21 protein-coding genes are annotated in these 21,709 nt (G+C 67.6%); 8 read left to right on the top strand and 13 right to left on the bottom strand.

All coding sequences use genetic code 11. From position 1 onward, the window contains the following. Positions 1 to 44: 44 nt before the first annotated feature. The 6 genes from argC to WCE59_RS00810 all read right to left on the bottom strand — a co-directional run bounded on the left by argC (position 45) and on the right by WCE59_RS00810 (position 6,506). On the bottom strand, positions 45 to 1,010 hold the full coding sequence (gene argC / locus WCE59_RS00835) for an N-acetyl-gamma-glutamyl-phosphate reductase (protein ID WP_343256809.1): 966 nt from the start codon (positions 1,008 to 1,010) through the stop codon (positions 45 to 47). Next, positions 1,007 to 2,332: an acetylglutamate kinase gene (locus tag WCE59_RS00830; RefSeq protein ID WP_343256808.1), complete on the bottom strand. Its 1,326-nt coding sequence runs from the start codon at positions 2,330 to 2,332 to the stop codon at positions 1,007 to 1,009. The genes argC and WCE59_RS00830 overlap by 4 nt, the downstream gene beginning before the upstream one ends. 18 nt (positions 2,333 to 2,350) lie before the next feature. Next, the gene (locus tag WCE59_RS00825; protein WP_343256807.1) at positions 2,351 to 3,454 is read right to left on the bottom strand and encodes an acetylornithine deacetylase; all 1,104 of its coding nucleotides are present in this window, start codon (positions 3,452 to 3,454) and stop codon (positions 2,351 to 2,353) included. Further along, entirely contained in the window at positions 3,451 to 4,653 is a 1,203-nt protein-coding gene (locus WCE59_RS00820) for an argininosuccinate synthase (protein ID WP_343256806.1), read from the bottom strand. Before WCE59_RS00820 ends, WCE59_RS00825 begins: the two co-directional genes overlap by 4 nt. 52 nt (positions 4,654 to 4,705) lie before the next feature. Then, complete coding sequence (locus WCE59_RS00815) at positions 4,706 to 5,725, bottom strand: N-acetylornithine carbamoyltransferase (RefSeq protein ID WP_343256805.1); 1,020 nt, start codon at positions 5,723 to 5,725, stop codon at positions 4,706 to 4,708. Between the two features lie 268 nt (positions 5,726 to 5,993). After that, complete coding sequence (locus WCE59_RS00810) at positions 5,994 to 6,506, bottom strand: hypothetical protein (protein ID WP_343256804.1); 513 nt, start codon at positions 6,504 to 6,506, stop codon at positions 5,994 to 5,996. A gap of 136 nt (positions 6,507 to 6,642) precedes the next feature. Between WCE59_RS00810 and cysS the strand changes: the two genes are divergently transcribed. The 3 genes from cysS to WCE59_RS00795 all read left to right on the top strand — a co-directional run bounded on the left by cysS (position 6,643) and on the right by WCE59_RS00795 (position 9,855). Beyond that, on the top strand, positions 6,643 to 8,016 hold the full coding sequence (cysS, locus tag WCE59_RS00805) for a cysteine--tRNA ligase (protein WP_343256803.1): 1,374 nt from the start codon (positions 6,643 to 6,645) through the stop codon (positions 8,014 to 8,016). 139 nt (positions 8,017 to 8,155) lie between these two features. Beyond that, on the top strand, positions 8,156 to 8,599 hold the full coding sequence (locus tag WCE59_RS00800; protein WP_343256802.1) for a SufE family protein: 444 nt from the start codon (positions 8,156 to 8,158) through the stop codon (positions 8,597 to 8,599). A gap of 80 nt (positions 8,600 to 8,679) precedes the next feature. Continuing rightward, on the top strand, positions 8,680 to 9,855 hold the full coding sequence (locus tag WCE59_RS00795; protein ID WP_449284082.1) for an MFS transporter: 1,176 nt from the start codon (positions 8,680 to 8,682) through the stop codon (positions 9,853 to 9,855). A 90-nt stretch (positions 9,856 to 9,945) separates the two neighbouring features. Here the strand turns inward: WCE59_RS00795 and dksA are convergent, their stop codons facing one another. Continuing rightward, complete coding sequence (gene dksA / locus WCE59_RS13715; RefSeq protein WP_449284065.1) at positions 9,946 to 10,434, bottom strand: RNA polymerase-binding protein DksA; 489 nt, start codon at positions 10,432 to 10,434, stop codon at positions 9,946 to 9,948. 538 nt (positions 10,435 to 10,972) lie between these two features. Here dksA and yidD point away from each other — a divergent pair. Genes yidD through WCE59_RS00775 form a run of 3 tightly spaced genes read left to right on the top strand, consistent with a single transcriptional unit; the run spans position 10,973 to position 13,388 of the window. After that, positions 10,973 to 11,218: a membrane protein insertion efficiency factor YidD gene (gene yidD / locus WCE59_RS00785; RefSeq protein WP_343256800.1), complete on the top strand. Its 246-nt coding sequence runs from the start codon at positions 10,973 to 10,975 to the stop codon at positions 11,216 to 11,218. After that, entirely contained in the window at positions 11,215 to 12,564 is a 1,350-nt protein-coding gene (locus WCE59_RS00780; protein ID WP_343256799.1) for a dihydroorotase, read from the top strand. Before yidD ends, WCE59_RS00780 begins: the two co-directional genes overlap by 4 nt. Then, positions 12,564 to 13,388: a M23 family metallopeptidase gene (locus WCE59_RS00775; protein WP_449284064.1), complete on the top strand. Its 825-nt coding sequence runs from the start codon at positions 12,564 to 12,566 to the stop codon at positions 13,386 to 13,388. The genes WCE59_RS00780 and WCE59_RS00775 overlap by 1 nt, the downstream gene beginning before the upstream one ends. A gap of 24 nt (positions 13,389 to 13,412) precedes the next feature. Here WCE59_RS00775 and folE2 read toward each other — a convergent pair whose 3' ends face one another. The 6 genes from folE2 to efp all read right to left on the bottom strand — a co-directional run bounded on the left by folE2 (position 13,413) and on the right by efp (position 18,445). Next, positions 13,413 to 14,324: a GTP cyclohydrolase FolE2 gene (gene folE2, locus WCE59_RS00770; RefSeq protein ID WP_343256798.1), complete on the bottom strand. Its 912-nt coding sequence runs from the start codon at positions 14,322 to 14,324 to the stop codon at positions 13,413 to 13,415. Between the two features lie 127 nt (positions 14,325 to 14,451). Beyond that, positions 14,452 to 15,120, bottom strand: coding sequence for a phytoene/squalene synthase family protein (locus WCE59_RS00765; RefSeq protein WP_343256797.1), 669 nt, complete (start codon positions 15,118 to 15,120; stop codon positions 14,452 to 14,454). A gap of 3 nt (positions 15,121 to 15,123) precedes the next feature. After that, positions 15,124 to 15,819: a phosphoglycolate phosphatase gene (locus WCE59_RS00760; RefSeq protein ID WP_449284063.1), complete on the bottom strand. Its 696-nt coding sequence runs from the start codon at positions 15,817 to 15,819 to the stop codon at positions 15,124 to 15,126. Further along, positions 15,803 to 16,519, bottom strand: coding sequence for a bifunctional 2-polyprenyl-6-hydroxyphenol methylase/3-demethylubiquinol 3-O-methyltransferase UbiG (ubiG, locus tag WCE59_RS00755; protein ID WP_343256795.1), 717 nt, complete (start codon positions 16,517 to 16,519; stop codon positions 15,803 to 15,805). The genes WCE59_RS00760 and ubiG overlap by 17 nt, the downstream gene beginning before the upstream one ends. Beyond that, complete coding sequence (locus WCE59_RS00750; RefSeq protein ID WP_343256794.1) at positions 16,516 to 17,862, bottom strand: TRZ/ATZ family hydrolase; 1,347 nt, start codon at positions 17,860 to 17,862, stop codon at positions 16,516 to 16,518. The genes ubiG and WCE59_RS00750 overlap by 4 nt, the downstream gene beginning before the upstream one ends. A gap of 16 nt (positions 17,863 to 17,878) precedes the next feature. Further along, a complete protein-coding gene (gene efp / locus WCE59_RS00745; RefSeq protein ID WP_343256793.1) occupies positions 17,879 to 18,445 on the bottom strand; it encodes an elongation factor P in 567 nt (188 codons plus the stop codon). A gap of 87 nt (positions 18,446 to 18,532) precedes the next feature. On the opposite strand from efp, the gene epmB reads away from it, so the two are divergent. Both epmB and WCE59_RS00735 read left to right on the top strand, forming a co-directional pair. Continuing rightward, positions 18,533 to 19,537: an EF-P beta-lysylation protein EpmB gene (gene epmB, locus WCE59_RS00740; RefSeq protein ID WP_343256792.1), complete on the top strand. Its 1,005-nt coding sequence runs from the start codon at positions 18,533 to 18,535 to the stop codon at positions 19,535 to 19,537. 64 nt (positions 19,538 to 19,601) lie between these two features. Further along, on the top strand, positions 19,602 to 21,680 hold the full coding sequence (locus tag WCE59_RS00735) for a GGDEF/EAL domain-containing response regulator (RefSeq protein WP_343256791.1): 2,079 nt from the start codon (positions 19,602 to 19,604) through the stop codon (positions 21,678 to 21,680). The last annotated feature ends 29 nt before the right edge of the window (positions 21,681 to 21,709 follow it).

The following is a 21,709-nucleotide window of genomic DNA, read 5'->3' as shown; positions in this document are numbered from 1 at the left end:
GTTCACGCGGCTTCGCGCGCATGGCGCGCTCCTACAGGGAGGGGTTATAGGTTTGTGGGGGTCGGGAGGGGGATGCTTTCGAATTCTTCGAAGCCCAGGGCAAGGTTCACGTTCTGCATGGCCTGGGTGGCTGCGCCCTTGAGCAGGTTGTCCAAGGTGGCCACCACCACCACCCGGCGCCCGCCCGGGGCCACGGTGAAGCCGCCGATCTGTACGCCGTGGCGGCCGGCGATGCGGCTGACCCAGGGAGCGTCTTCCAGCACTTCGATCAGAGGCTCATTGGCGTAACGGCGGCGATAGGTACGCTCCACCGCATCCGCTTCCCACGGCTCGCTCAGCCACAGGTTCACGGTCATGGTGATGCCGCGGAAGTGCGGCGCCACGTGCGGCATGAACTCCACCGGCACGCCAAGGTGCGCGGTGACCTCGCGCTCGTGGATGTGATTGGCCAGCGCGTAGGGCATCAGGTTGTCGCGCAGCAGTTCGGGGTTGTTGCGGTCCGAGGGCGTGGTGCCAGCGCCCGAATAGCCCGACACGCCGAAGCACTGCGGTGGCCCGGCCAGCTGGTCCAGCAGCGGCGCGATGGCCAGCTGCATCGCCGTGGCATAGCAGCCTGGATTGGCAATGCGGCGTGCGCCTCGGAGCCGGTCGCGGCCCAGCTCCGGCAGGCCGTACACCCAGGTGGGATCGAAGCGACGGTCGGCCGACAGGTCCACGATCAGACTGTCCGGCGAACCCGCCTGCATCGCCTCCACAAACGGCGCGCCCTTGTCGTTGGGCAGCGCCAGCACCAACGCATCGACGTTCTCGCCCGCGGCGGCGTCAGCAGACCAGTTTCCGTAGCGAAGCCCGCCCTCGTAGCCCGGCACATGGTCGGCTACAGGTTGTCCGTCCAGCTCGCGCGAGGAAACGAACGCCAGCTCCAGCGACGGGTGCGCCGCCACCAGCCGGATCAGCTCCGCGCCGGTATGCCCGCGCGCGCCGATGATGCCGATGGTCTTCCTGCTCATTTGCCTCTCTCCTTCAAGGTCGCCGGCCTTTGCATGCTGTGCTTCACGCAGGCGCGGATCACGTCGAAATCCTCCAGCCCGTACCAGAAGGTCCGCCACGGCTGATGGCGGATACAGCCATCCGATTCAGCGTGATAGAACTGGTTGACTCCGTTGCCCAGGCGCGAACGCCAGAACAGCTGCGGCGTCTGCTCACGCATCACCTGCCACACCGCGCGCCCCAGGCCTTCGCCCTGGGCTTCATCCAGCACCGCGAACTTGTCCAGGTACGGCACGCCGTCCACCTCAGTCAGGATCACCGCGGTGCGGTAGTTCTCGCTCACATAGGCGCGCAGCAGAGGCGTGCTTTCAAAGTATCCGGGCACCAGCTCGCGGCAGAAGCTGGACTCGATCAGGCCCTGCAGTCGCGGCAGGTCCAGTTCATCCCAGCTGGTCGCCTGCAGCACCCGCTCACCGCGCCGCACCAGGGTGCCCGAGCCGCGGTGGGTGAACAGCTCGCGGGCCAGCTCGGCCGGTCGGGTGATCGACACCGATGACGACAGCGGCAGCCCGTCCAGCAGGCCCTTGATCTGCTGCAGCTTCAGGCGCATACCGCCGTTGATCCACGCCTGCGCCATCAGGTGATCGTATTCGGTGGACAGGTTGATCGAATCGATTACCTTGCCGGCCTCGTCCAGCAGCCCGCCGGTGCCGGTGAGAAAGATGATCTTGTACGGGCGCAGCACCCGCACCAGCTCGTTGGCGGACACGTCGGCGTTGACGTTGAGGATCTGGCCGCTGGAGGTTTCACCCAGACTGGCGATCACCGGGATGGAACCGGCGCGCAGGCTGGCCTCGATCGTCGCCAGGTTGACCTGCTTCACCTCGCCCACCAGACCCAGGCGCTCGCGATCCAGATAGTCGGCTTCCAGTACGCCGCCGGTGATCGATGTCGCCCGGGCGCCCGCCTGCTGCAGGGCTTCCACCAGGCTCAGGTTGGAAGCCTGGAACACGCGGCGCACGATCGCCAGCGCCTCCGGCGTGGTGACCCGCAGTCCGTTGACGGTCTGTTTTTCGATGCCGGCCGCGGACAGTTCCGCGTCCAGCTGCGGGCCGGCACCGTGGATCACGATCGGGGTCAGCCCGACCTGCTGCAGGAAGGTCAGCGAGGAGGTCAGTGCTTCCAGGTCGTCGCGAAGCACCGCGCCACCGACCTTCACCACGGCGAAACGCTTGGCATCCAGCTGCGAGAAGCGCTTCAGGTACTGGTCGATCTCGCGCGCACTGGCCATGGAGGACAGCAGGCGGATGATGGTCTGGCGGGTCTGGAGATGAGGCTGCATTGCGTGCGTGGCTCAGTTCTAACGGACGGGGCCGTTGAGGAAGTTGGTGATCGTGGTGGCGTAGGTGTCGAGCTGGTCCAGCGCCACCCATTCGTCAGCGGTATGGGCCTGGGCGATATCGCCGGGGCCGTAAACCAGCGCGGTCAGGCCGCCCTGCGAAAACAGCGAAGCCTCGGTCCAGAAATCAACCGCGTTGCCGATCGGCAGACCCAGCGCGTCGGCCAGGTCGCGCGCCTGCAGCCTGCGCTCCTCGGCCTCGGCGATGCCGCCGGCAGGCAGCGGCGGACCGCGGAAGGTTTCCTCGTAATGCTCCAGCTCACCGGCGCCGGCAAAGCCGCGGAAGCCTTCGTGCAGCGCATCGATATCGTGGGAAGGCAGCGGACGGAAGCCGAAGCGGACCTCGGCCTGCGGCGCGATCACGTTGGCCTTGATCCCGCCCTCCACCCGGCCGATGTTGAAGCGCAGCCCGGTCAGCCCGCCAAAGCGCTGATGGGCCTCGCCGGCGGCGAAGTCCAGCGCCCGGGTGCCCCAGCGCATCGCCCGGTGCAGCGCGCTGGCATCCAGCGCCCCGGCGCCGGATGCATGCCCGGCCTCACCGCGGAATCGGGCCAGCACCGAGGCGATGCCGCGATGGGCCAGCACCGCCTCGCAATTGGTCGGCTCGGCCACCACCACTTCGTCAAACGGCAGCCCGCGGGCGAGGAAAGCCGCGATGCAGCGCGCATCGTTGGCCTCCTCGTCGCTGGAAAACAGGAATGCCGCTTCACCGTCACTCTGCCGCGCGGCCGCGATCAGGCCCGCGGCCGCGCCCTTGATGTCGCAGGCGCCCAGGCCGATCGCCCGGCCCTGCTCCACCCGCAAGGTCAGCGGATCGGCGCTCCAGTGCGGCGAGTCCGGCACCGTGTCAAGGTGCACGTTGAACAGCCGCTTCGGCTGACCGCGCACCGCCAGCAGCGACACCGCACCGGCACCGTGGTCGGTCACTTCAATGCGGAAATCCGGCAGCTGCCCGCGGATGTAATCGAAGATGCCGCCGGTATCGATCACCCGCGGCGGATTGCGGGTATCGAACGACACCAGCGCCTCCAGGTGCGCCAGGGTGCTGTCGAGCAGGCTGCTCACCGGTTCACCCTGGCCCACAGGGTGCTGCTCATGCCGAACAGCTTGATGAAGCCCTCGGCCTCCTCCACGCCCCAGTCGGCCGACTGCGCGTAGGTGGCGCCCGAGTCGATCAGCAGGTTGGGCGAACGCACCGACACCGCGTCCACGCGGCCACCGCTGGTCTGCAGGACGACTTCGCCATTCACCCCGGCCTGCGAGGAGGCCAGGAAGGCTTCGAGATCGGTCTTCAGCGGATCATGGAAGAAGCCCTCGTACACCAGCTCCACCCACTTGCGCGCCACGTCCGGCTTGAACCGGTTCTGCTGCTTGCTCAGCACCGCCTCTTCCAGCGCCCGGTGGGCGGTCAGCAATGCGACCAGGCCCGGGGCCTCGTACACGATCCGGCCCTTCAGGCCGATCACGGTGTCACCGGTGTACATGCCGCGGCCCACGCCGTAGGACGCGAACAGCCGGTTCAGGCCGGCCAGGATTTCCTCACCCGGCAGGCGCTTGCCGTCCAGGGCTACCGCTTCACCCGCCTCGAACTCGACCAGCACCGTCAGCGGCTCTTCCGGCCACGCGCTGCGCGGTGCGCACCAGCCGCGCGCACCCTTGCCCGGCACATCCCATTCGTCGATTTCACCGCCGGACATGGTCACGCCCAGCAGGTTCTCGTTGATGGTGTAGGCCCGCTGCTTGGCCTGCACGCCAAAGCCGCGCTCGGCCAGATAGGCCTGCTCGTAGGCGCGGGTCTGGGTGTGTTCCTTCTGGATCTCACGGATCGGCGCCACGATGCGCCAGTCGCCCTGCGCCTTCACCGCCAGGTCAAAGCGGACCTGGTCGTTGCCCATGCCGGTGCAGCCGTGGGCGATCACGTTGGTGCCCAGCTCCTTCGCCCGGGCCAGGGCCGCATCCACGATCAGGTAGCGGTCCGACACCAGCAGCGGGTACTGGCCCTGGTAGCCCTCGCCCGCCCATACGAACGGCTTGACGAAATCGCTCCAGATCGCCGGCCCGCCGTCCACGGTCAGGTGCGAGGCCACGCCCAGTTCGGCGGCACGCTCCTCGATCGCCTTGCGCTCGGCCGCATCCACGCCGCCGGTATCGGCAAACACGGTATGCACGTTCCAGCCCTGCTCCTTCAGGTAGGGCACGCAGAAGCTGGTATCCAGGCCACCGGAGAAGGCGAGGACGATGTCTTTGGATTCGGAAGCGGTCATGTTGTTGTTCTCATGCGGCGTAGGGCCGCCGGTGGGGTGGGAAACGTAGGGATCAGGAGCGTTCGCGCATCAGTTCGGCCATGATCGCTTTCTGCACGTGCAAGCGGTTTTCGGCTTCGTTGATGGCGATGCAGGCGGGCGAATCCATCACCGCGTCGGTGGCTTTTACATTGCGGCGCAGCGGCAGGCAGTGGCTGAAGACGGCATTGTTGGTCATTGCCATCTTGGCTTCATCCACCATGAAGTGCTTGAACCGGTCGCGGATGGGCTTTTCCGGCGCCCAGTTGCCGAAATACGGCAACGCGCCCCAGCTCTTTGCGTAGACCACGTCGGCGCCGGCGTAGGCAGCCTCGACGTCGTGGCTGACGGCCAGCGAACCGCCGCTTTCTGCCACGTTGGCCTCGGCCCAGCCCATGTAGCGCTCATCGAGCACGTAATCGGGCGTCGGGCACAGCAGGGTCACATCCATGCCCATCCGGGTGGCGATGGTCAGGGCGGAGTTGGCGACCGCGGTGTTCAGCGGCTTGGGGTGATAGGTCCAGGTCAGCACGTATTTTTTCCCGCGAAGGTCAGCGGCGCCAAAATGCTCCTGCAGCGCCAGCGCGTGGGCCAGCTCCTGGCAGGGATGGGTGATGGTTTCCATGTTGATCACCGGCACCGGCGAGTAGCGGGCAAACGCCTTGAGCACCTTGTCCTGGCGGTCTTCGCTCCAGTCGATGAACTTCGGGAACGCCCGCACCCCGATCATGTCCACGTAGCGACCCAGCACCTGGGCCACCTCGGCAATGTGCTCCTCGCTGTCGCCGTCCATCACCGTGCCCAGGTCGAACTCGATCGGCCACGCATCCTTGCCCGGCTGCAGCACGATCGCGTGCCCGCCCAGCTGGAACGCGCCCAGCTCGAAGCTGGTGCGGGTGCGCATGGACGGGTTGAAGAACACCAGCGCGATCGAACGCCCCTTCAGGACATCGCCCATGCGCTCGCGCTTGAAGCGGGCGGCGTCGGCGAGCAGCGCATCCAGGTCGGGGCGCGACCAGTCCTGGGTATTGAGGAAATGGCGGGAAACGGTCATGGCGCGGTAAACCCCTGGAAGCTGCGGAACGGTCAAGGAAAACAGCAGGACTAAAAACAAAAAACCCGGCGCCGGGGCCGGGTTTTCGCGTGAAACTCAATAAAACGGGTTCCGGCTACCCAGCGCGTTGGCAAGGCTCCGGTCGGCGGGCGCGCGAGGTCATGCCTGCCGCCATACGGGCAGAGGTCAGGATCAGGGCGTCGGCACGGAAGTTCATCATCGGATCGCATCGTCGCATGCGGCGCAGGCCGCGGCAAGCTGCTCCAGCCTATTCGCCGCTCACCACCGGGGTGACCGAGACCCGCACCCGCACCCGGTTGCCGGGGTCATACGGCATGCGCGAACGGTACTTGACCCCGCGGTGCACGTAATCGACGTCAAAACCGATCGGCCGCCGGAATTCGCGCTCCACCGGCACCATGCGGCACTCGCCGCCCGCCGAGGCGTCCACTTCGTCCACCCTGCCGTCGGAAGACAGCACATCGCGCACCGCGCCCACCACCCGCTGCAGGCCACGCCGTTCGTCGTCCTCGGCCACCGGGCTGGCAGCCTCGCAGCGCTCCACCATGCTGGTGGCGCGCAGGGTCTGATGAACGGGCTCGGCAGCCAGGACCCGGGCAAATTCGATCCGGACGTTCTCCTGCGGGCCCGGCACGGGAGGTGGCGGCAATGCAGCCATGCCCTGGCCAGCCTGCTGCCCCCGATCCTGGGCCATCACGGCGGGCGCCGCGCTCAACGCGGCACAGAGGAGCAACGGCAGGGTCGGGAAAGATCGGAGCATCGGACCTTTGCGGTGGACTGAGGGCAAGTGCGCCCTGCGACAAGTCTAGGCGCTGGGCGCGTTCATCTGCTGAACCGGCGCTGTCGTGAACCTGCCCCGCCCGATAGAATCCGGGCTCCCCCTGCGTATCGAAATGATGAGCCTGCGCCTTTACAACAGTCTGACCCGCCGCATCGAGCCCTTCCAGCCGCTCGATCCCGCCTGCCCGACCATGTACGTGTGCGGCCCCACCGTGTACGACTACGTGCACATCGGCAACGCCCGTGGACCGGTGGTGTTCGGCGTGCTCGCCACGCTGCTGCGGCGCCGCTATGGCGCACTGCGCTACGCGCGCAACATCACCGACGTGGACGACAAGATCAACGCCGCCGCCAGCCAGGCAGGCGTGCCGATCTCGGCCATCACCGACCGGTTCGCCACGGCCTACCGCGAAGACATGGCCGCCCTTGGCGTGGCGCCGCCCGATATCGAGCCGGAAGCCACTGCCCACATCGGCGAGATCATCGCCATGATCGAGCGCCTGATCGAAGCCGGCCATGCCTACGCCGCCGAGGGTCATGCGCTGTTCGCGGTGGACAGCTATCCGGATTACGGCAAGCTGTCGCGCCGCGATACCGAGCAGATGCTGGCCGGTGCCCGCGTGGACGTGGCGCCGTACAAGCGCAACCCCGGCGACTTCGTACTGTGGAAGCCCTCCACGCCCGACCTGCCCGGCTGGGATTCCCCGTGGGGCGTGGGCCGCCCCGGCTGGCACATTGAATGCTCGGCCATGGCTGCCGCGCATCTGGGCGAGACGATCGATATCCACGCCGGCGGCGTCGATCTGCAGTTTCCGCACCACGAGAACGAGATCGCGCAGAGCGAGTGCGCCCACGGCGGCCGCACCTTCGCCCGCTTCTGGCTGCACAACGGCATGCTCAACCTGTCCGGCGCCAAGATGTCCAAGTCGGTCGGCAACATCGCCAAGGTCCGCGACCTGCTGGCCGAACACCCGCCCGAGGCGCTGCGCTATGCGCTGCTTTCGGCCCACTACCGCCAGCCGCTGGACTGGTCGGATGGCCTGGTGGAGCAGTCCCTGCGCACGCTGGACCGGCTTTACGCCACCCTGCGCGACCTGGCCGATGTGTCCGCGGAGCCGGCCATTCCGGAATCGATTGAAGCCGCGCTGGTCGAAGACCTGAACACGCCGCAGGCGCTGGCCGAGCTGGCACGCCTGGCCGGCGAGGCACGCAAGGCCGGTGATGACGGAGCCCGCGCCGAAGCCAAGGCCCGCCTGCTCGGCGCCGGACTGGCGCTGGGGCTGCTGCAGCAGGACCCGCAGATCTGGTTTGCACGCGGCGCAGCCGCGGACGATGACGCCCGTATCCAGGCCCTGGTGGATGAACGCACCGCGGCCAAGAAGGACCGCGACTTTGCCCGCGCCGACGCCATCCGCGACCAGCTCGCCGCCGAAGGCATCGCGCTGGAGGACACGCCCCAGGGCGTCCGCTGGGTCCGCAAGCGCGCCTGAGGCCACCTCCGCCGGCGCGCCCCGCAAACCAATCGTCACGCGGCTTCGCGCGCATGGCGCGCTCCTACAAAGGGTGGGAGCCGGTTTCTGCGACAATAGCCGGCTGATCCGAACCGGGGCCATCCGGCCGCCTGCTGCCGTGTCCAACACACCCTTCCCGCTTGAACCCACTCCCGGCGCCGCCCAGGGCGCGATCCGTGACGAATTCTCCTTTTTCAGCGACTGGTCGGAACGCTACCAGTACCTGATCGACCTGGGCCGCAAGCTCCCCCCCTTCCCCGAAGAATGGAAGACGGATGAGCACCGCCTGCACGGCTGCCAGTCGATGGTGTGGATCGTGCCGTCAGGTGACGCTTCGCGCCTTGATTTCGCCGCAGTCAGCGATTCGGCCATCGTCTCCGGCCTGATCTACCTGGCCCTGCGCGTCTACTCCGGCCGCAGCGCCGCCGAGATCGTCGCCACCGACCCGGATTACATTGGCGATATCGGCCTGGCCAAGCACCTGTCGCCCACGCGCAGCAACGGACTGGCTTCGCTGCTGGCCTTCATCCGCGAACAGGCCGAACGCGCCGCCGCAGCGTGAGCGCTGGCACAGCTACCGACGCTTCCGCCTCCACCGACCCGACCGTCCCGCCGCTGCGAAATCCCAACTTCCGGGCCCTGATGGGCTACCGGATCTGCACCATCCTGTCCTACCAGATGGTCGCGGTCACGGTGGGTTGGCACGTGTACGAGCTGACCCGCAACCCGTGGATGCTGGGCCTGATCGGCCTGGCCGAGGTACTGCCCTACTTTTGCGTGGCGCCTTTTGCCGGCTATCTGGTCGACCACCTGCCCCGGCGCAGGCTGGGCATGGTGGCCTGTGCCGGCCTGGCGGTCACTCCGCTGCTGCTGGTGGCGATCACGCTGGGCTGGTTTGGCGAGGGCGTGTGGAAGATCTACGCGGCGGTGATCCTGACCGGCGCGGTGCGCTCCTTCCTCGGCCCGGTCTACAACGCACTGTTTGCACGGGTGCTGGTGCGCGAGCAGTTCGTCCGTGGCGCCAGCCTGGGCAGCATCGTGTTCCAGTCCGCCCTGGTGGTGGGGCCGGCACTGGGCGGCGTGCTGGTGGGCTGGGCCGGCATGGCCACTGCGTATGGGCTGGCCACGGTGTTCGCCGCCACAGCCATCCTGGCCCTGGCACGGATGGAGGTGACCGAGCCCGCGCCGCAGCTGCAGCGCGGGCCGGTGTTCGCCAGCATCGCCGAGGGCGCGCGGTTCGTGTTCGGTCACCAGATCCTGCTGGCGGCCCTGGCGCTGGACATGTTCGCGGTGCTGTTCGGCGGGGCGATCTCGCTGGCTCCGGCTTTCATCCGCGAGATCCTGCATTACGGACCGGAAGGTCTGGGAATCCTGCGCGCCTCGCCTGCGCTGGGCGCGGTGGCGGTCGGGATCTGGCTGGCGCGACGGCCAATCCAGCGCAATGCCGGACGGACCCTGCTGATCGCCGTGGCCTGCTTCGGGCTGTGCATCATCGGCTTCGGCCTGTCGAAGCTGTTCTGGCTGTCGGCCTTCTTCCTGCTGCTGTCCGGCATGTGTGACGGAGTCTCGGTGGTGCTGCGCTCGACCATCATGCAGCTGGCCACGCCGGACGAGATGCGCGGCCGGGTGTCATCCATCAACGGCCTGTTCGTGGGCTCATCCAACGAGCTGGGCGCCTTTTACGCCGGCTCCATGGGCCGGCTGCTGGGCCTGGTGCCGGCGGTGGTGCTGGGCGGCTGCGTGACCATGGGCGTGGTGGCGACCACCGCACTGAAGGCGCCGAAGCTGCGCCGGCTGGATCTGCGCGACCTGCGATAGCTCCGGCTGATGGCCCCGCCGTGGCCGGGAGCGCACAAAAAACCCCGCCGAAGCGGGGTTTTGTAGTCCAGCGTGCTGGAGATCCGGAACTCAGTCGCCCATCTGCTTGCGCAGATGTTCCCAGCGTTCCTGCGCGTCGATCGTGCGCTCGGCTTCGGGGCGGGCTTCAAGCCGCTCCAGACCGATTTCTTCGCCCGTTTCCACGCAGTAGCCGTAATCGCCTTCGTCGACCCGGCGGATGATGCTCTCGATCTTGCTGATCAGCTTGCGGTAGCGGTCGCGGGTGCGAAGCTCCAGCGCGTTCTCGGTTTCCCGGCTGGCGCGCTCGGCTTCATCGCCCACGTCGCGTACTTCGCCGCGCAGGTTCTCGATGGTCTGCCGTGACTCATCCACCAGTTCTTCGCGGCGGGAGATCAGCTTGTGGCGGAAATACTCGAGCTGCAGCGGGCTCATGTACTCCTCATCCGCGCCGGGCTTGTAGCCCTTGGGAATGATCGGACGGCCGCTGGTCTTGTCCACCGCGTGTTCGACCACCTTGTACCGGGTCCTGGTCGCGGGCGCCGACTCGCGGGCGGTCACTGCAACAGCCACCTTGCCGCGCGTGCGGATGGGGCTCGGCTGCAGGGACTTCCTGACCGCCTTTTTCACGACTGCCTTCTTTGCTGCGGCCTTCTTTGCTGCAGCCTTCTTCACGACGGCCTTTTTGACGGTCGCCTTCTTGGCTGGGGCCTGCTTTGCAGGTGCCTTGGTCGCGGCGGTTTTCTTCGCCACGGTCTTCACTGGAGCTTTCTTCACTGCCACCTTCTTTGTTGCCGACTTCTTTACTGCGGCTTTCTTGACTGCGGCCTTCTTGGCCGCCGCCTTCTTGACTGGAGTCTTGGCAACCGCCTTGCTGGCGGTCTTTTTCGCAGCGGCCTTCTTCGCCACCGTCGAGGCCGCCTTCTTCACAGGCGCCTTGGCGGCGGAACCCTTGCTGACGGACTTCTTGACGGTTTTCTTGGTAGCCACTGCGATACCCCCGACTGCGGAATCCCTTGGTGTGGGAAGGCGCGCTGTTATACCCTGCTACGGCCCCAGCGGCAAGTTCAGCCGTCGGATTTCAAGCAGTTTCCGGACCATGATCGACCGTTTCCTCATCGCCCTGCTGCGCCTGTACAAACGGCTGATCAGCCCCCTTCTTGGACCCCGCTGCCGGTTCGTGCCCAGCTGTTCGGAATACGCGATGACCGCGATCGGGCGCTATGGCGCCTTCAAGGGCGGCTGGATGGCCATGCGCCGGCTTGGCCGCTGCCACCCGCTGCATCCCGGCGGCCACGATCCTGTGCCCGAACCACCCCCTCACCGTACGGAATCCCAGCAATGACCGACACCCTGATTGTCAACGCCCGCCTGGTGAACGAAGGCCGCGAGTTCGAGGCCGACCTGCGCATCCAGGACGGACGCATTGCCCGGATCGACGCCGGCCTGACCGCCCGCGGCAACGAGCGCGTGGTGGATGCCGCCGGCCGCCGCCTGCTGCCCGGAATGATCGATGACCAGGTGCATTTCCGCGAGCCCGGCATGGAATACAAGGCCGACATGGCCACCGAGTCGGCCGCGGCGGTGGCCGGCGGCCTGACCAGTTTCATGGACATGCCCAACACCAGCCCGCCCACGCTCGACCGCGACGCGCTGGAGGACAAATACGCCCGCGCCGCGGGCCGTGCCCGCGCCAACTTCGGGTTCTACTTCGGCGCCAGCAACGACAATCTTGAAGCGGTGCGCGGGCTGGATCCCAGGACCGCTCCGGGGGTGAAGGTGTTTATGGGCGCCTCGACCGGCAACATGCTGGTGGACGATCCCGCCACGCTGGACGCAATCTTCCGCGACACGCCGGTGCCGATCATCACCCACTGCGAAGACACTCCGATGATCGATGCCGAGCTGGCCCGTCACCGCCAGCAGTACGGCGACGACATCCCTGCCCGCCTGCATCCGGACATCCGCTCGCGCGAAGCCTGCATCAAGTCCACCCGCCTGGCGCTGGAACTGGCGCGCCGCCACGACACCCGGCTGCACGTGCTGCACATCTCCACCGCCGACGAGCTGGCGCTGTTCGAAGCCGGCCCGCTGGTGGATGCCGATGGCAAGGTGCGCAAGCGCATCACCGCCGAAACCTGCATCCACTTCCTGCGCTTTTCGCGCGAGGATTACGACCGCCTGGGGCACCAGATCAAGTGCAACCCGGCGATCAAGGAAGCGTCCGACCGCGAAGCCCTGCTGCGGGCGCTCGCAGACGATGTGATCGACGTGCTGGCCACCGACCACGCGCCGCATACGCTGCAGGAAAAGCAGGCCCCCTACGTGCGCGCCCCGAGCGGACTGCCGCTGGTGCAGTTCGCGCTGAACGCAGCGCTGGAGTGCGTGCACGAGGGCCACTTCGACACCCCGACCGTGGTGCAGAAATTCGCCCACGCGCCGGCACAGCTGTTCGACGTGGCCGGGCGCGGCTTCCTGCGCGAAGGCTACTGGGCCGATCTGGTACTGGTGGAGGACACGCCGTTCACCGTGTCCCGCGAACAGGTGCTGTCGCGCTGCGGCTGGTCTCCGTTCGAGGGCACCACCTTCCGCAGCCGCATTGCCTCCACCTGGGTCAACGGCGAGCTGGCCTGGGACGGGGAACAGCTGGTGGGCGATGCGTACGGTCGGCGCCTGGAGTTCACCCGCTGATGCGCGCCCTGTTTGGCCTGATGCTGGCAGCCGTGCTGGGCTGCGCCGCGCCCGCAGTCATGGCTGGCGACCAGCGCATCGTATTTCCCTCTGAAGTTCAGCAGGGCGCGATGGTGATCGGCAAGGTGCCGCCCGGCAGCCGGGTCGAGCATGCCGGCCGCAGCCTGCGCGTGACCGGCTATGGCAGCGTGGTGTTCGGCATTGGCCGCGATCACAGCGGCCCTGCCGAGGTGCAGGTCACCCGCCCAAATGGTGCAACGGAAAGCCTCCGCATCGCCGTCAGCACCCGCGACTGGCCGCTGCAGCGGGTCGATGGCGTGCCCCCGGCCACCGTGAATCCGCCTGCGGCGGTTGCCGAACGGATCCGTCGTGAGCAGGCCCGGGTGACGGCCGCACGCACCGATGATGCCGCGCACATCGGTTTCGCCCAGCCGTTCATCCAGCCCGTACAAGGCCGGATCAGCGGCCGCTTTGGGCGCGCAAGGGTCTACAACGGCACACCCGGCTCACCCCATTCGGGCATGGATATCGCCGCACCGACCGGCACGCCGATCCGGGCGCCGGCGGCCGGCGTCGTCACCCTGGCCGACCCGGACCTGTACATCACCGGCGGCACGGTGCTGATCGACCACGGCCACGGGATCGGCTCGAACTTCCTGCACATGGCGCGGCTGGATGTCGAGGTCGGCGATGTGATCGAACAGGGACAGGTGATCGGCACGGTGGGCGCCACTGGACGCGCGACCGGACCACATCTTCATTGGGGGATGACGTGGTTCGACGTGCGGATCGATCCGCAGCTGGTGCTGGCCCGCACGCCCTGAACTCCCCGCGCCCCGCTCCGGGGCTCAGCCGGTGACGCGGGCCACGGCGTCGTGGGCGTGGAGGCTCTCGTAGTGGGCCACGCGCGCGTCGAACTTCTCCACGCGCTCATCGGCGGCCAGCACGGCCGCCACGCGGCGGGCGGCGTCTTCGCAGAACATCAGGTTCTCGGCGTTGAGGCGGGCAAAGGCCTGTTCGTCCTCGCGCTTGACCGCGGTCTGTACCGGCGTGCCCAGGGCCGCCTCGAGGGCGTCCACCAGCGATGCCAGCGGGATCTCATCAAACGCGGGCCGCAGTTCCAGCTTCACCTGGGCGCTGCTGCGCTGGGCGTGCGGGGTGGCCGCCAGGCCACGCTCGGATGCCAGCCATTCCTCGACCACGGCCGTTGACAGCGGATGGGCGGCGGCAAAGTCGGCAGCAAAACGCTCCGAATTGGCCTGCCGCGACAGCGCCGCGGATGCGGGACAGGTGCTGGAATATTCCACCGAAAACGACAGCATCAGGCGAAAATGGCCGTCGACGATCGTCGCCTCCAGTTCCACCGGATAGTTCTTCCAGCCGGCATTGTCACTGGCCAGCGCCGCGCGCTTGAGCAGGTGTTCGTAGCGCAGCACCAGGCGTGCGGAAGACGACAGACCGCGCTGTGATTCCACCAGGTCCTGCAGGATCCGGCGCAGGCCGGCCACGGTCATGGTCTCGGTGGTAAATGCATCCTGCAGCCGCAGGTACAGGCGCGACATGTGGATCCCACGGGTGTCAGGCTTGCGCAGGTCCACGGAGACATCCGCGGAAGCCGGCACCTGGATCGACCCACCATTGCCATCGGAGAGCCGCAGCGGCAGCGCGATCCTTTCCATACCCACCCAATCGAGGGCGCGGGCGGCAAAGGCGGCGTCGTCGGCGACGTCGGGCAGGGGCTGGGCGGGAGATTGGCTCATTGCGTGGGGGCCTTCACGGCATCTGGGATCGGGGGATCGGGCCGGATAGTGTAACGGGAGGCTGCGCAACGTCCCTGAAACGCTGCGTCCGCGACAGCGGGTTGGAAACGGGTTTCAGCGCCCGGGGTCAGCGCCCGCGCACAGCGCGCCACGAAGCACCCAGGACCCGCCAGCCAGACAGCGGCCGCCCCTGCTTGCCGGCCACCAGCCCGGCCAACCTGCCACGCAGCAGAGCGCGATGCAGGCGTCCCGGCCGCGATCCGCTCGCGCCCCGCGGCCAGCGCTGCAGCAACCAGCCGGCATCTTCGCCCGAACCGGTCAGCAGCGCGCGCGCGCCCAGTAACGCCAGCGTGGTTGCCTCGGTAGCCGGCGCGCCACTGTCGCGGGTGTCTCCAAGCAGGGCCGCTTCGCAGGTGTCCAGCGCGTCTGCCAGGCCAACCAGCGCGGATTGCGCCGTGGCCGGATCCTGCCCGCGGGTGGAAGGAAAAATCGACAGCGCCCTTGCGAGTGTCGTCCAGGGCGCCGGCAGGCGCTGCAGCGATGCGCCCAGGGGATGACGACGCGCCCCCTTGGCCCAGCCTTCCAGCTCCTCATGCCACCAGGCCAGCTTGGCCAGGCCGGGAGTCGGATCTTCCCCGCCCCACGCGGCTTCCGTCAGCTCGTTCTGCAGCGACAGCCAGGCGACGGCGATCTCGCGCTGGGCGGCGGGCACGAAAGCTTCGGCGATGCCCCACTCCGGCCAGCGTCGCTGCCACTTGGCGGTGAATTCTTCCGCTGCCGGTTCCTGATCGGCCACCGCTCAGCCCACCTTCGGCCACGCGGCGGGGTCGAGCAGATCCCGCGGCGCGTCGATCATCACGTCGCCGCGCCAGGCGATGGGATCGTCTCCATCCAGGCGATAACCCCACAGGGCCACCACGGAGGGCATGGCCGCGGCCTGGGCGGCCACGATGTCACGCTCGTCGTCTCCCACGTAAACGCACTGGTCGGCGGGCATCCCCAGCGCCTGGGCCGCATGCAGCAGCGGCAGCGGGTGGGGCTTGCGTTCGGCCAGGGTGTCGCCGCCCACCAGCACGGCGCAGCGCGACTGCCACCCCAGCTGCGGAACCACCTCGCGGGCGAGATATTCGGGCTTGTTGGTCACGATGCCCCAGACGGTCCCGGCCTGCTCCAGCGCGGCCAGCATCTCTTCCACGCCTTCGAAGGCATGGCTGTGGCGGCCCAGTTCCTGGCGGTAGATATCAAGAAATTCCGGCACCAGCGCGGCGATCTCGTCCGCCGACAGGTCCGGAAACGCCACCGACGACATCGCCCGCGCGCCCTTGGACACCGTGGGGCGCAGCGCGGCCAGCCCCAGCGGGCCCATGCCGCGGCTGTCGCGCATGCGGTTGACGGTGGCCAGCATGTCCGGCGCGCTGTCCAGCAGCGTGCCGTCCAGGTCAAACAGCACGGCGGGCGGAAAGCGCCCTGCCGCAGACTCAGTCATTGCCGGCATCCGGCTTGCGCGCTGCGGCCAGGTAATTGACCCCGGTGCGTCGCGACAGACGGGCGGAATTCCGCCACGGCTCATAGATCATGCCGCTCACATCCTCCAGCTGCAGCTTGGCGCCACGCAGCCACGCGGCCAGTTCCGAAGGCTTGATGAAATCCTCGTACCGGTGCGTGCCCCGCGGCAGCAGCCGGGCCACGTATTCGGCCCCGACGATCGCCAGTGCGAACGCTTGCGGGGTGCGATTGAGGGTGGAGACAAACAGCATGCCGCCCGGCTTGAGCAGGGTCGCGCAGGCCTGCAGGATGGCGGCCGGATCCGGCACGTGCTCCAGCATTTCCATGCAGGTGATCACGTCGAAGCTTGCCGGCTGCTCCGCCGCCAGGGTTTCCACCGCGGTCACCTGGTATTCCACCTGCACGGCGGACTCCAAGGCGTGCAGCCGGGCCACCTTGACCAGCGCTTCGGCCAGATCGATGCCGGTCACCTCGGCGCCCTCGCGTGCCATCGCCTCGCTCAGCAGGCCGGCACCGCAGCCCACGTCCAGCACCCGCTTGCCCTGCAGCGGCGCGCGATCGGCCACGTAGCCCAGACGCACCGGATTCAGCGCGTGCAGGGGCTTCTGCGGCCCGTCGGGATCCCACCAGCGACTGGCGAGGGCGGCAAATTTGTCGAGCTCCGCCTGGCGGAAGTTTTCAGTCGTCACGAAGTGCGTCCATGGAGGCCGGCAATGCGTCCACGCCATTGCCTGGCATTTGCGATTACGGCGTCCTCGTCCATGTTCACCAGCTTGCGCGAGGCCAGTTTGGGCTGACCCGCAATCCACACGTCGCTCACCTGATGCCGGCCGGTGGCATACACCAGCTGCGAGAGCACGTTGTGCAGCGGCTGGGACTCCAGCGCGGACAGGTCCACCAGGGCCAGGTCGGCCTGCTTGCCCGGCTCGATCGAGCCGACCAGGTGATCGAATCCGATCGCCTTGGCGCCGCCAAGGGTCGCCGCGCGCAGGGCCGAGGCGGCACCGAAGCCGGCGGCGTCATTGGCCACCGCCTTGGCCAGCTGGGCCGCGGTGCGGGTTTCGCCAAACATGTCCAGGTCGTTGTTGCTGGCGCAGCCGTCGGTGCCGATCGACATGTTCACCCCGGCACGCTCGAGCGCGCACACCGGACAGAAGCCCGAGGCCAGTTTGAGGTTGGATTCCGGGCAGTGCACCACCGATACTCCGCGCTCGGCGCACAGTTCGATTTCCGCCTGGGTCAGCTGGGTCATGTGCACGGCGATCAGGCGGTCGTTGATCAGGCCCAGCCGGTCCAGGCGTGCGATCGGGCGCTGGCCGTACTGTTTGAGCGAGTCCTCCACCTCCTGCGCGGTCTCGTGCAGGTGCAGATGCACCGGCACGTCCAGCTGGTCGGCCAGCATGCGGATGCGTTCGAAGCTGGCGTCCTTGACCGTGTACGGCGCGTGCGGCACGAAGGCGGTGTCGATCAGCGCATCGCCGCGCCACTGGTCGTGGACCTCGCCGGCCTTGTCGAAGTATTCGTCATCGGTCTTCGCCCACGCGGTGGGGAAGTCGATCACCGGCAGTCCGACCCGGGCGCGGAAGCCGTGACGCCGATAGGTTGCCGCCTGCACGTCGGGGAAGAAGTAGTTCTCGTTGACGCAGGTGGTGCCCCCGCGCAGCATTTCAGCAATCGCCAGCTCCACGCCGTCGGCCACGAACTCCGGCCCGATCACCGCCGCTTCCACCGGCCAGATGTGCTCCTGCAGCCACACCATCAGCGGCAGGTCGTCGGCAATGCCGCGCAGCAGGGTCATCGGGTTGTGGGTATGGGCGTTGACCAGCCCCGGCATCAGCGCACTGTGTGGCCGCGATACCGTTTCCTTCGCCGCAAACCTGCGCCGGGCTTCGTCGCTCGGCAGGACGGCCACGATCGCGCCGTCGCGCACGGCCACGGCGTGGTCTTCCAGCACCACGCCGTGCGGCTCGATCGGGACCACATAACCGGCTTCGATGAGCAGATCGACGGCTTCTGGAGCTGTTTCGGTCATGGGAGCACCCGCCACGTCACTTCACCCGCGAAACGTACTCGCCCGAACGGGTGTCGACCTTGATGATTTCATCCTGGCCCACGAACAGCGGCACGCGCACCACGGCGCCGGTCTCCAGGGTGGCCGGCTTGCCGCCGCCGCCCGAGGTATCGCCGCGCACGCCGGGGTCGGTCTGGGTGATCTGCAGCTCGACGAAGTTCGGCGGGGTGACCTGGATCGGGCTGCCGTTGAACAGGGTCACCACGCACTCCTCCTCACCTTTCAGCCACTTTTCAGCGCCACCCATGCCGGCCGCATTGGCCTGCACCTGCTCGAAGGACTCCGGATTCATGAAGTGCCAGTACTCGCCATCGCTGTACAGGTACTGCATATCGGTATCCATCACGTCGGCCGCTTCCACCGTGTCGGTGGACTTCATGGTGATTTCCTGGACCCGGCCGGTACGGATCTGGCGGTATTTGACGCGGGTAAAGGCCTGGCCCTTGCCGGGTTTGACGAAGTCGGTGTCGGTAATGACCGCCGGTTCGCCGTTGACCAGGATCTTCGCCCCGTTCTTGACGTCGTTCATGCCGTAGTTGGCCATCGGTTGCTCCTGCGGTGTCCGCCGCGCTGGCGGATTAGAATGTGGGGTCCGACCCAACCTTCCGGGGCGGACGGAAACTGACCATTCATGATACCTGCAGCTCCCCTATCCATGCAGCAACGTCGCTGGCAACAGGCCTGGCGCGAGGCAGTACGGGACCCGCGCGAGCTGCTGTCGCTGCTCGGGCTCGAACATGCGGCCGCTGCCGTATCCGCTGCCGCCGCGGCACAATTTCCTCTCCGGGTGCCGCGCAGCTTCGTGGCCCGGATGCGCCGTGGCGACCTGGACGACCCCCTGCTGCGCCAGGTATTGCCGCTGGATGAGGAAATGCGCCCGGTTCCCGGGTTCGACATTGACGCTGTCGGCGACGGCGCCGCACGCGCCGGACGCGGGCTGATCCGCAAGTACAACGGCCGCGCCCTGCTGGTGTCCACCGGCAGCTGCGCGGTCCACTGCCGCTATTGCTTCCGTCGGCATTTCCCCTACGCGGAGGAAACCGCTGCCGCCGGGGGCTGGCGTGAGGCCGCAGCCGCCATCGCGGCGGACCCGCAGATTGACGAGGTGATCCTGTCCGGGGGCGACCCGCTGTCGCTGGCCACCTCCAAGCTGGCCGAACTGACCGACGCCCTGGTCGCGATCCCGCACCTGCGGCGGCTGCGTATCCACAGCCGACTGCCGATCGTGCTGCCCGAGCGCGTGGATGATGAACTCATCGACTGGCTGGCCGCCCTGCCCTGGCCAACCACCGTGGTGGTACACGCCAATCACGGCAACGAATTCGATCCCCATGTGGATGCCGCCATGGCACGCCTGCGGGGCGCCGGCGCCACCCTGCTCAACCAGGCCGTGCTGCTGCGCGGGGTGAACGACAGCGAGCAGGCCCTGGCCGATCTGTGCGAACGGGGTTTCGAGGCGGGCGTGCTGCCCTATTACCTGCACCAGCTGGACCGGGTGGCCGGCGCCGCCCATTTCGAAGTGGCTGACGCAACGGCCCTGGCCCTGCACCGCGCCCTGCTTCACCGCCTGCCCGGCTACCTGGTTCCAAAGCTGGTGCGCGAAGTCGCCGGGGACGCGTCCAAGCGCCCACTTTGAGGCATCTTCAATAGACTCGACCCGGGGTGCGTGGCATAACCCGGGAGCACTTTGGGGGAGACACATGGCGACACACCAAGACAATGCGCTTCGGCTGATGGTCATCGACGACAGCATGGAAGAGGCCGAGGCGATCGTGAGCGCACTGCGCAACGCCGGCATCGCCGTGCGACCGCTGCGCCCTGCCTCGCTGGAAGAGCTGGAAGGCATGTTCTCCGGCCAGGGGATCGATCTGGTCCTGGCAGCGCTGGGCTCCGCCACGATCCCGCTGGAGGAGGTTGCGCGTCAGCTGCAGGCCAGCGGCAAGGACGTTCCCCTGCTGGCCGTGGCCGACAGCATCGACAGCGACAGCTTCATCAGCGCCCACGCGCACGGTGCACGCCGCATCGTCCTGCGCGACAACGACCAGCTGTTGCTCAACGCAGTGCGTGATGAGCGCAACGACCTCAACGCCCGCCGCATGCTGCGCCTGCTTGAAGGCCGGGTGCGCGAGACCGAGCGCCGCTGCGACGCGCTGATCGATTCCTCTCGCGATCCGATTGCCTACATCCACGAAGGCATGCATATCCGCGCCAACGGGGCCTATCTGGAGATGTTTGGCTACGACGCGTTCGAGGACGTGGAAGGCATGTCACTGCTGGACATGGTGGCGCCCCAGCACGTGGAGGAGTTCAAGGACCTGCTCAAGCGCCTGAGCCGGGGCGAATCGCCGCCCGAGCGCTATGACCTGGAAGCGCGCGACATCGAAGGCAACGGCTTCCCCGCCTCGATGGAATTCACCACGGCCCAGTACGAAGGCGAACCCTGCCTGCAGGTGATCTTCCGTCGCGAGGAGGTCGATCCCGAGCTTGCCCGCCAGATGGAAGAGCTGCGTCAACGCGATCAGGTAACCGGCCTGCTCAACCGGCCCACGTTCCTGCGCCGGCTGGAAGACGCGGTCGCCCACGCCGCCCAGGGCGCAGGCCGCCACGGCCTGTTGCTGATCGAACCGGACCACTATCAGCGGCTGCTGCAGGAAATCGGCCTGGATGCCACCGACGACATGCTGGCCGCGCTCGCACAGCGGCTGCAGGCCTGCGCCGGCGGCGACGCCATCGCGGCGCGCTACTCCGAGCATCGCCTGGCCCTGCTGATCCCCGACGCCGACTACGACACCACCAAGGCGATGGCCCGCCGCCTTGCAGAAGGCTTCGCGGCAGACGTGTTTGAAATCGGCACGCGCTCCAGCGTGGTCACCATCAGCATCGGCGGCGTGCAGATCGGCGAGAAGATCGCCAGCGTCAGCCAGGTACTGGCCAAGGCCGATGAAGGCGTCCGCACCGCCCTTGACGTGGGTGGCAACCGCTTTGAGATCTTCGATCCGGGCGCGGTCGACCGGGCCGAGGAGGAGCACGTGCAGGCGTGGGTGGCCCGGCTGCGCGATGCCCTGGACAACGATGGCTTCGTACTGCACTACCAGCCGGTGATCAGCCTGCATGGAGACACCGGGGCCGTGTACGAGAGCCTGCTGCGGCTGGACGACGGCGAAGGTGAGTTGGTGAAGCCGCTGGAGTTCCTGCAGATCGCGGAGGAGCAAGGCCTGCTGTGGGAGATCGACCACCATGTGGTGGGTCGCGCCATTGCCTGCATCGGTGAGCGCATGCAGGCCAACAGACCCACCACCCTGCTGGTCAAGATCAGCCAGGCCGCCCTGCATGACGACAGTCTGGTGCGCTATATCGGCGAGCAACTGTCCAAGCACGGCGTGCCCGGCGAATACCTGGTGCTCGAGCTGCCGGAAGCGAAGGTATTCACCCACCTCAAGGCGGCGCAGGATTTCGCCGCGGCCATCGGCAAGTTCGACTGTCGCCTGGCCCTGACCCAGTTCGGCTCGGGGCTGGATTCATTCCAGCTGCTGGGCCACCTGCAGCCACATCTGCTCAAGCTCGACCGGAGCTTCAGCGAAGACCTGGCCCAGAATCCGGAGAGCCAGCAGCGGGTCTCCGAGATTGCCGGCAAGGCCCGCGAACTGGGGATCCGCACCGTGGCCGAATACATCCAGGATGCGGCGAGCATGTCGTTCCTGTTCGCCGCCGGCATCGATTACGCCCAGGGCAGCTTCCTGGCCCAGGCCGGGCCCGACATGACCTACGAATTTGAATAAGCGTGCGATGGCCCGGAACATTTCCGGGC

Origin of the sequence: Luteimonas qiangzhengi (genome assembly GCF_039548515.1) — a bacterium.
In the GTDB taxonomy this organism is placed as follows: Bacteria; Pseudomonadota; Gammaproteobacteria; order Xanthomonadales; family Xanthomonadaceae; genus Luteimonas.
This window is presented reverse-complemented; position numbering and strand designations above follow the sequence as displayed.

Coding starts and splice junctions, on each gene's coding strand:
- argC (WP_343256809.1), bottom strand. CDS start 1,010: ATGAGCAGGAAGACCATCGGCATCATCGGCGCGCGCGGGCATACCGGC.
- WCE59_RS00830 (WP_343256808.1), bottom strand. CDS start 2,332: ATGCAGCCTCATCTCCAGACCCGCCAGACCATCATCCGCCTGCTGTCC.
- WCE59_RS00820 (WP_343256806.1), bottom strand. CDS start 4,653: ATGACCGCTTCCGAATCCAAAGACATCGTCCTCGCCTTCTCCGGTGGC.
- WCE59_RS00815 (WP_343256805.1), bottom strand. CDS start 5,725: ATGACCGTTTCCCGCCATTTCCTCAATACCCAGGACTGGTCGCGCCCC.
- WCE59_RS00810 (WP_343256804.1), bottom strand. CDS start 6,506: ATGCTCCGATCTTTCCCGACCCTGCCGTTGCTCCTCTGTGCCGCGTTG.
- cysS (WP_343256803.1), top strand. CDS start 6,643: ATGAGCCTGCGCCTTTACAACAGTCTGACCCGCCGCATCGAGCCCTTC.
- WCE59_RS00795 (WP_449284082.1), top strand. CDS start 8,680: ATGGGCTACCGGATCTGCACCATCCTGTCCTACCAGATGGTCGCGGTC.
- yidD (WP_343256800.1), top strand. CDS start 10,973: ATGATCGACCGTTTCCTCATCGCCCTGCTGCGCCTGTACAAACGGCTG.
- WCE59_RS00780 (WP_343256799.1), top strand. CDS start 11,215: ATGACCGACACCCTGATTGTCAACGCCCGCCTGGTGAACGAAGGCCGC.
- WCE59_RS00775 (WP_449284064.1), top strand. CDS start 12,564: ATGCGCGCCCTGTTTGGCCTGATGCTGGCAGCCGTGCTGGGCTGCGCC.
- folE2 (WP_343256798.1), bottom strand. CDS start 14,324: ATGAGCCAATCTCCCGCCCAGCCCCTGCCCGACGTCGCCGACGACGCC.
- WCE59_RS00760 (WP_449284063.1), bottom strand. CDS start 15,819: ATGCCGGCAATGACTGAGTCTGCGGCAGGGCGCTTTCCGCCCGCCGTG.
- WCE59_RS00750 (WP_343256794.1), bottom strand. CDS start 17,862: ATGACCGAAACAGCTCCAGAAGCCGTCGATCTGCTCATCGAAGCCGGT.
- efp (WP_343256793.1), bottom strand. CDS start 18,445: ATGGCCAACTACGGCATGAACGACGTCAAGAACGGGGCGAAGATCCTG.
- epmB (WP_343256792.1), top strand. CDS start 18,533: ATGATACCTGCAGCTCCCCTATCCATGCAGCAACGTCGCTGGCAACAG.
- WCE59_RS00735 (WP_343256791.1), top strand. CDS start 19,602: ATGGCGACACACCAAGACAATGCGCTTCGGCTGATGGTCATCGACGAC.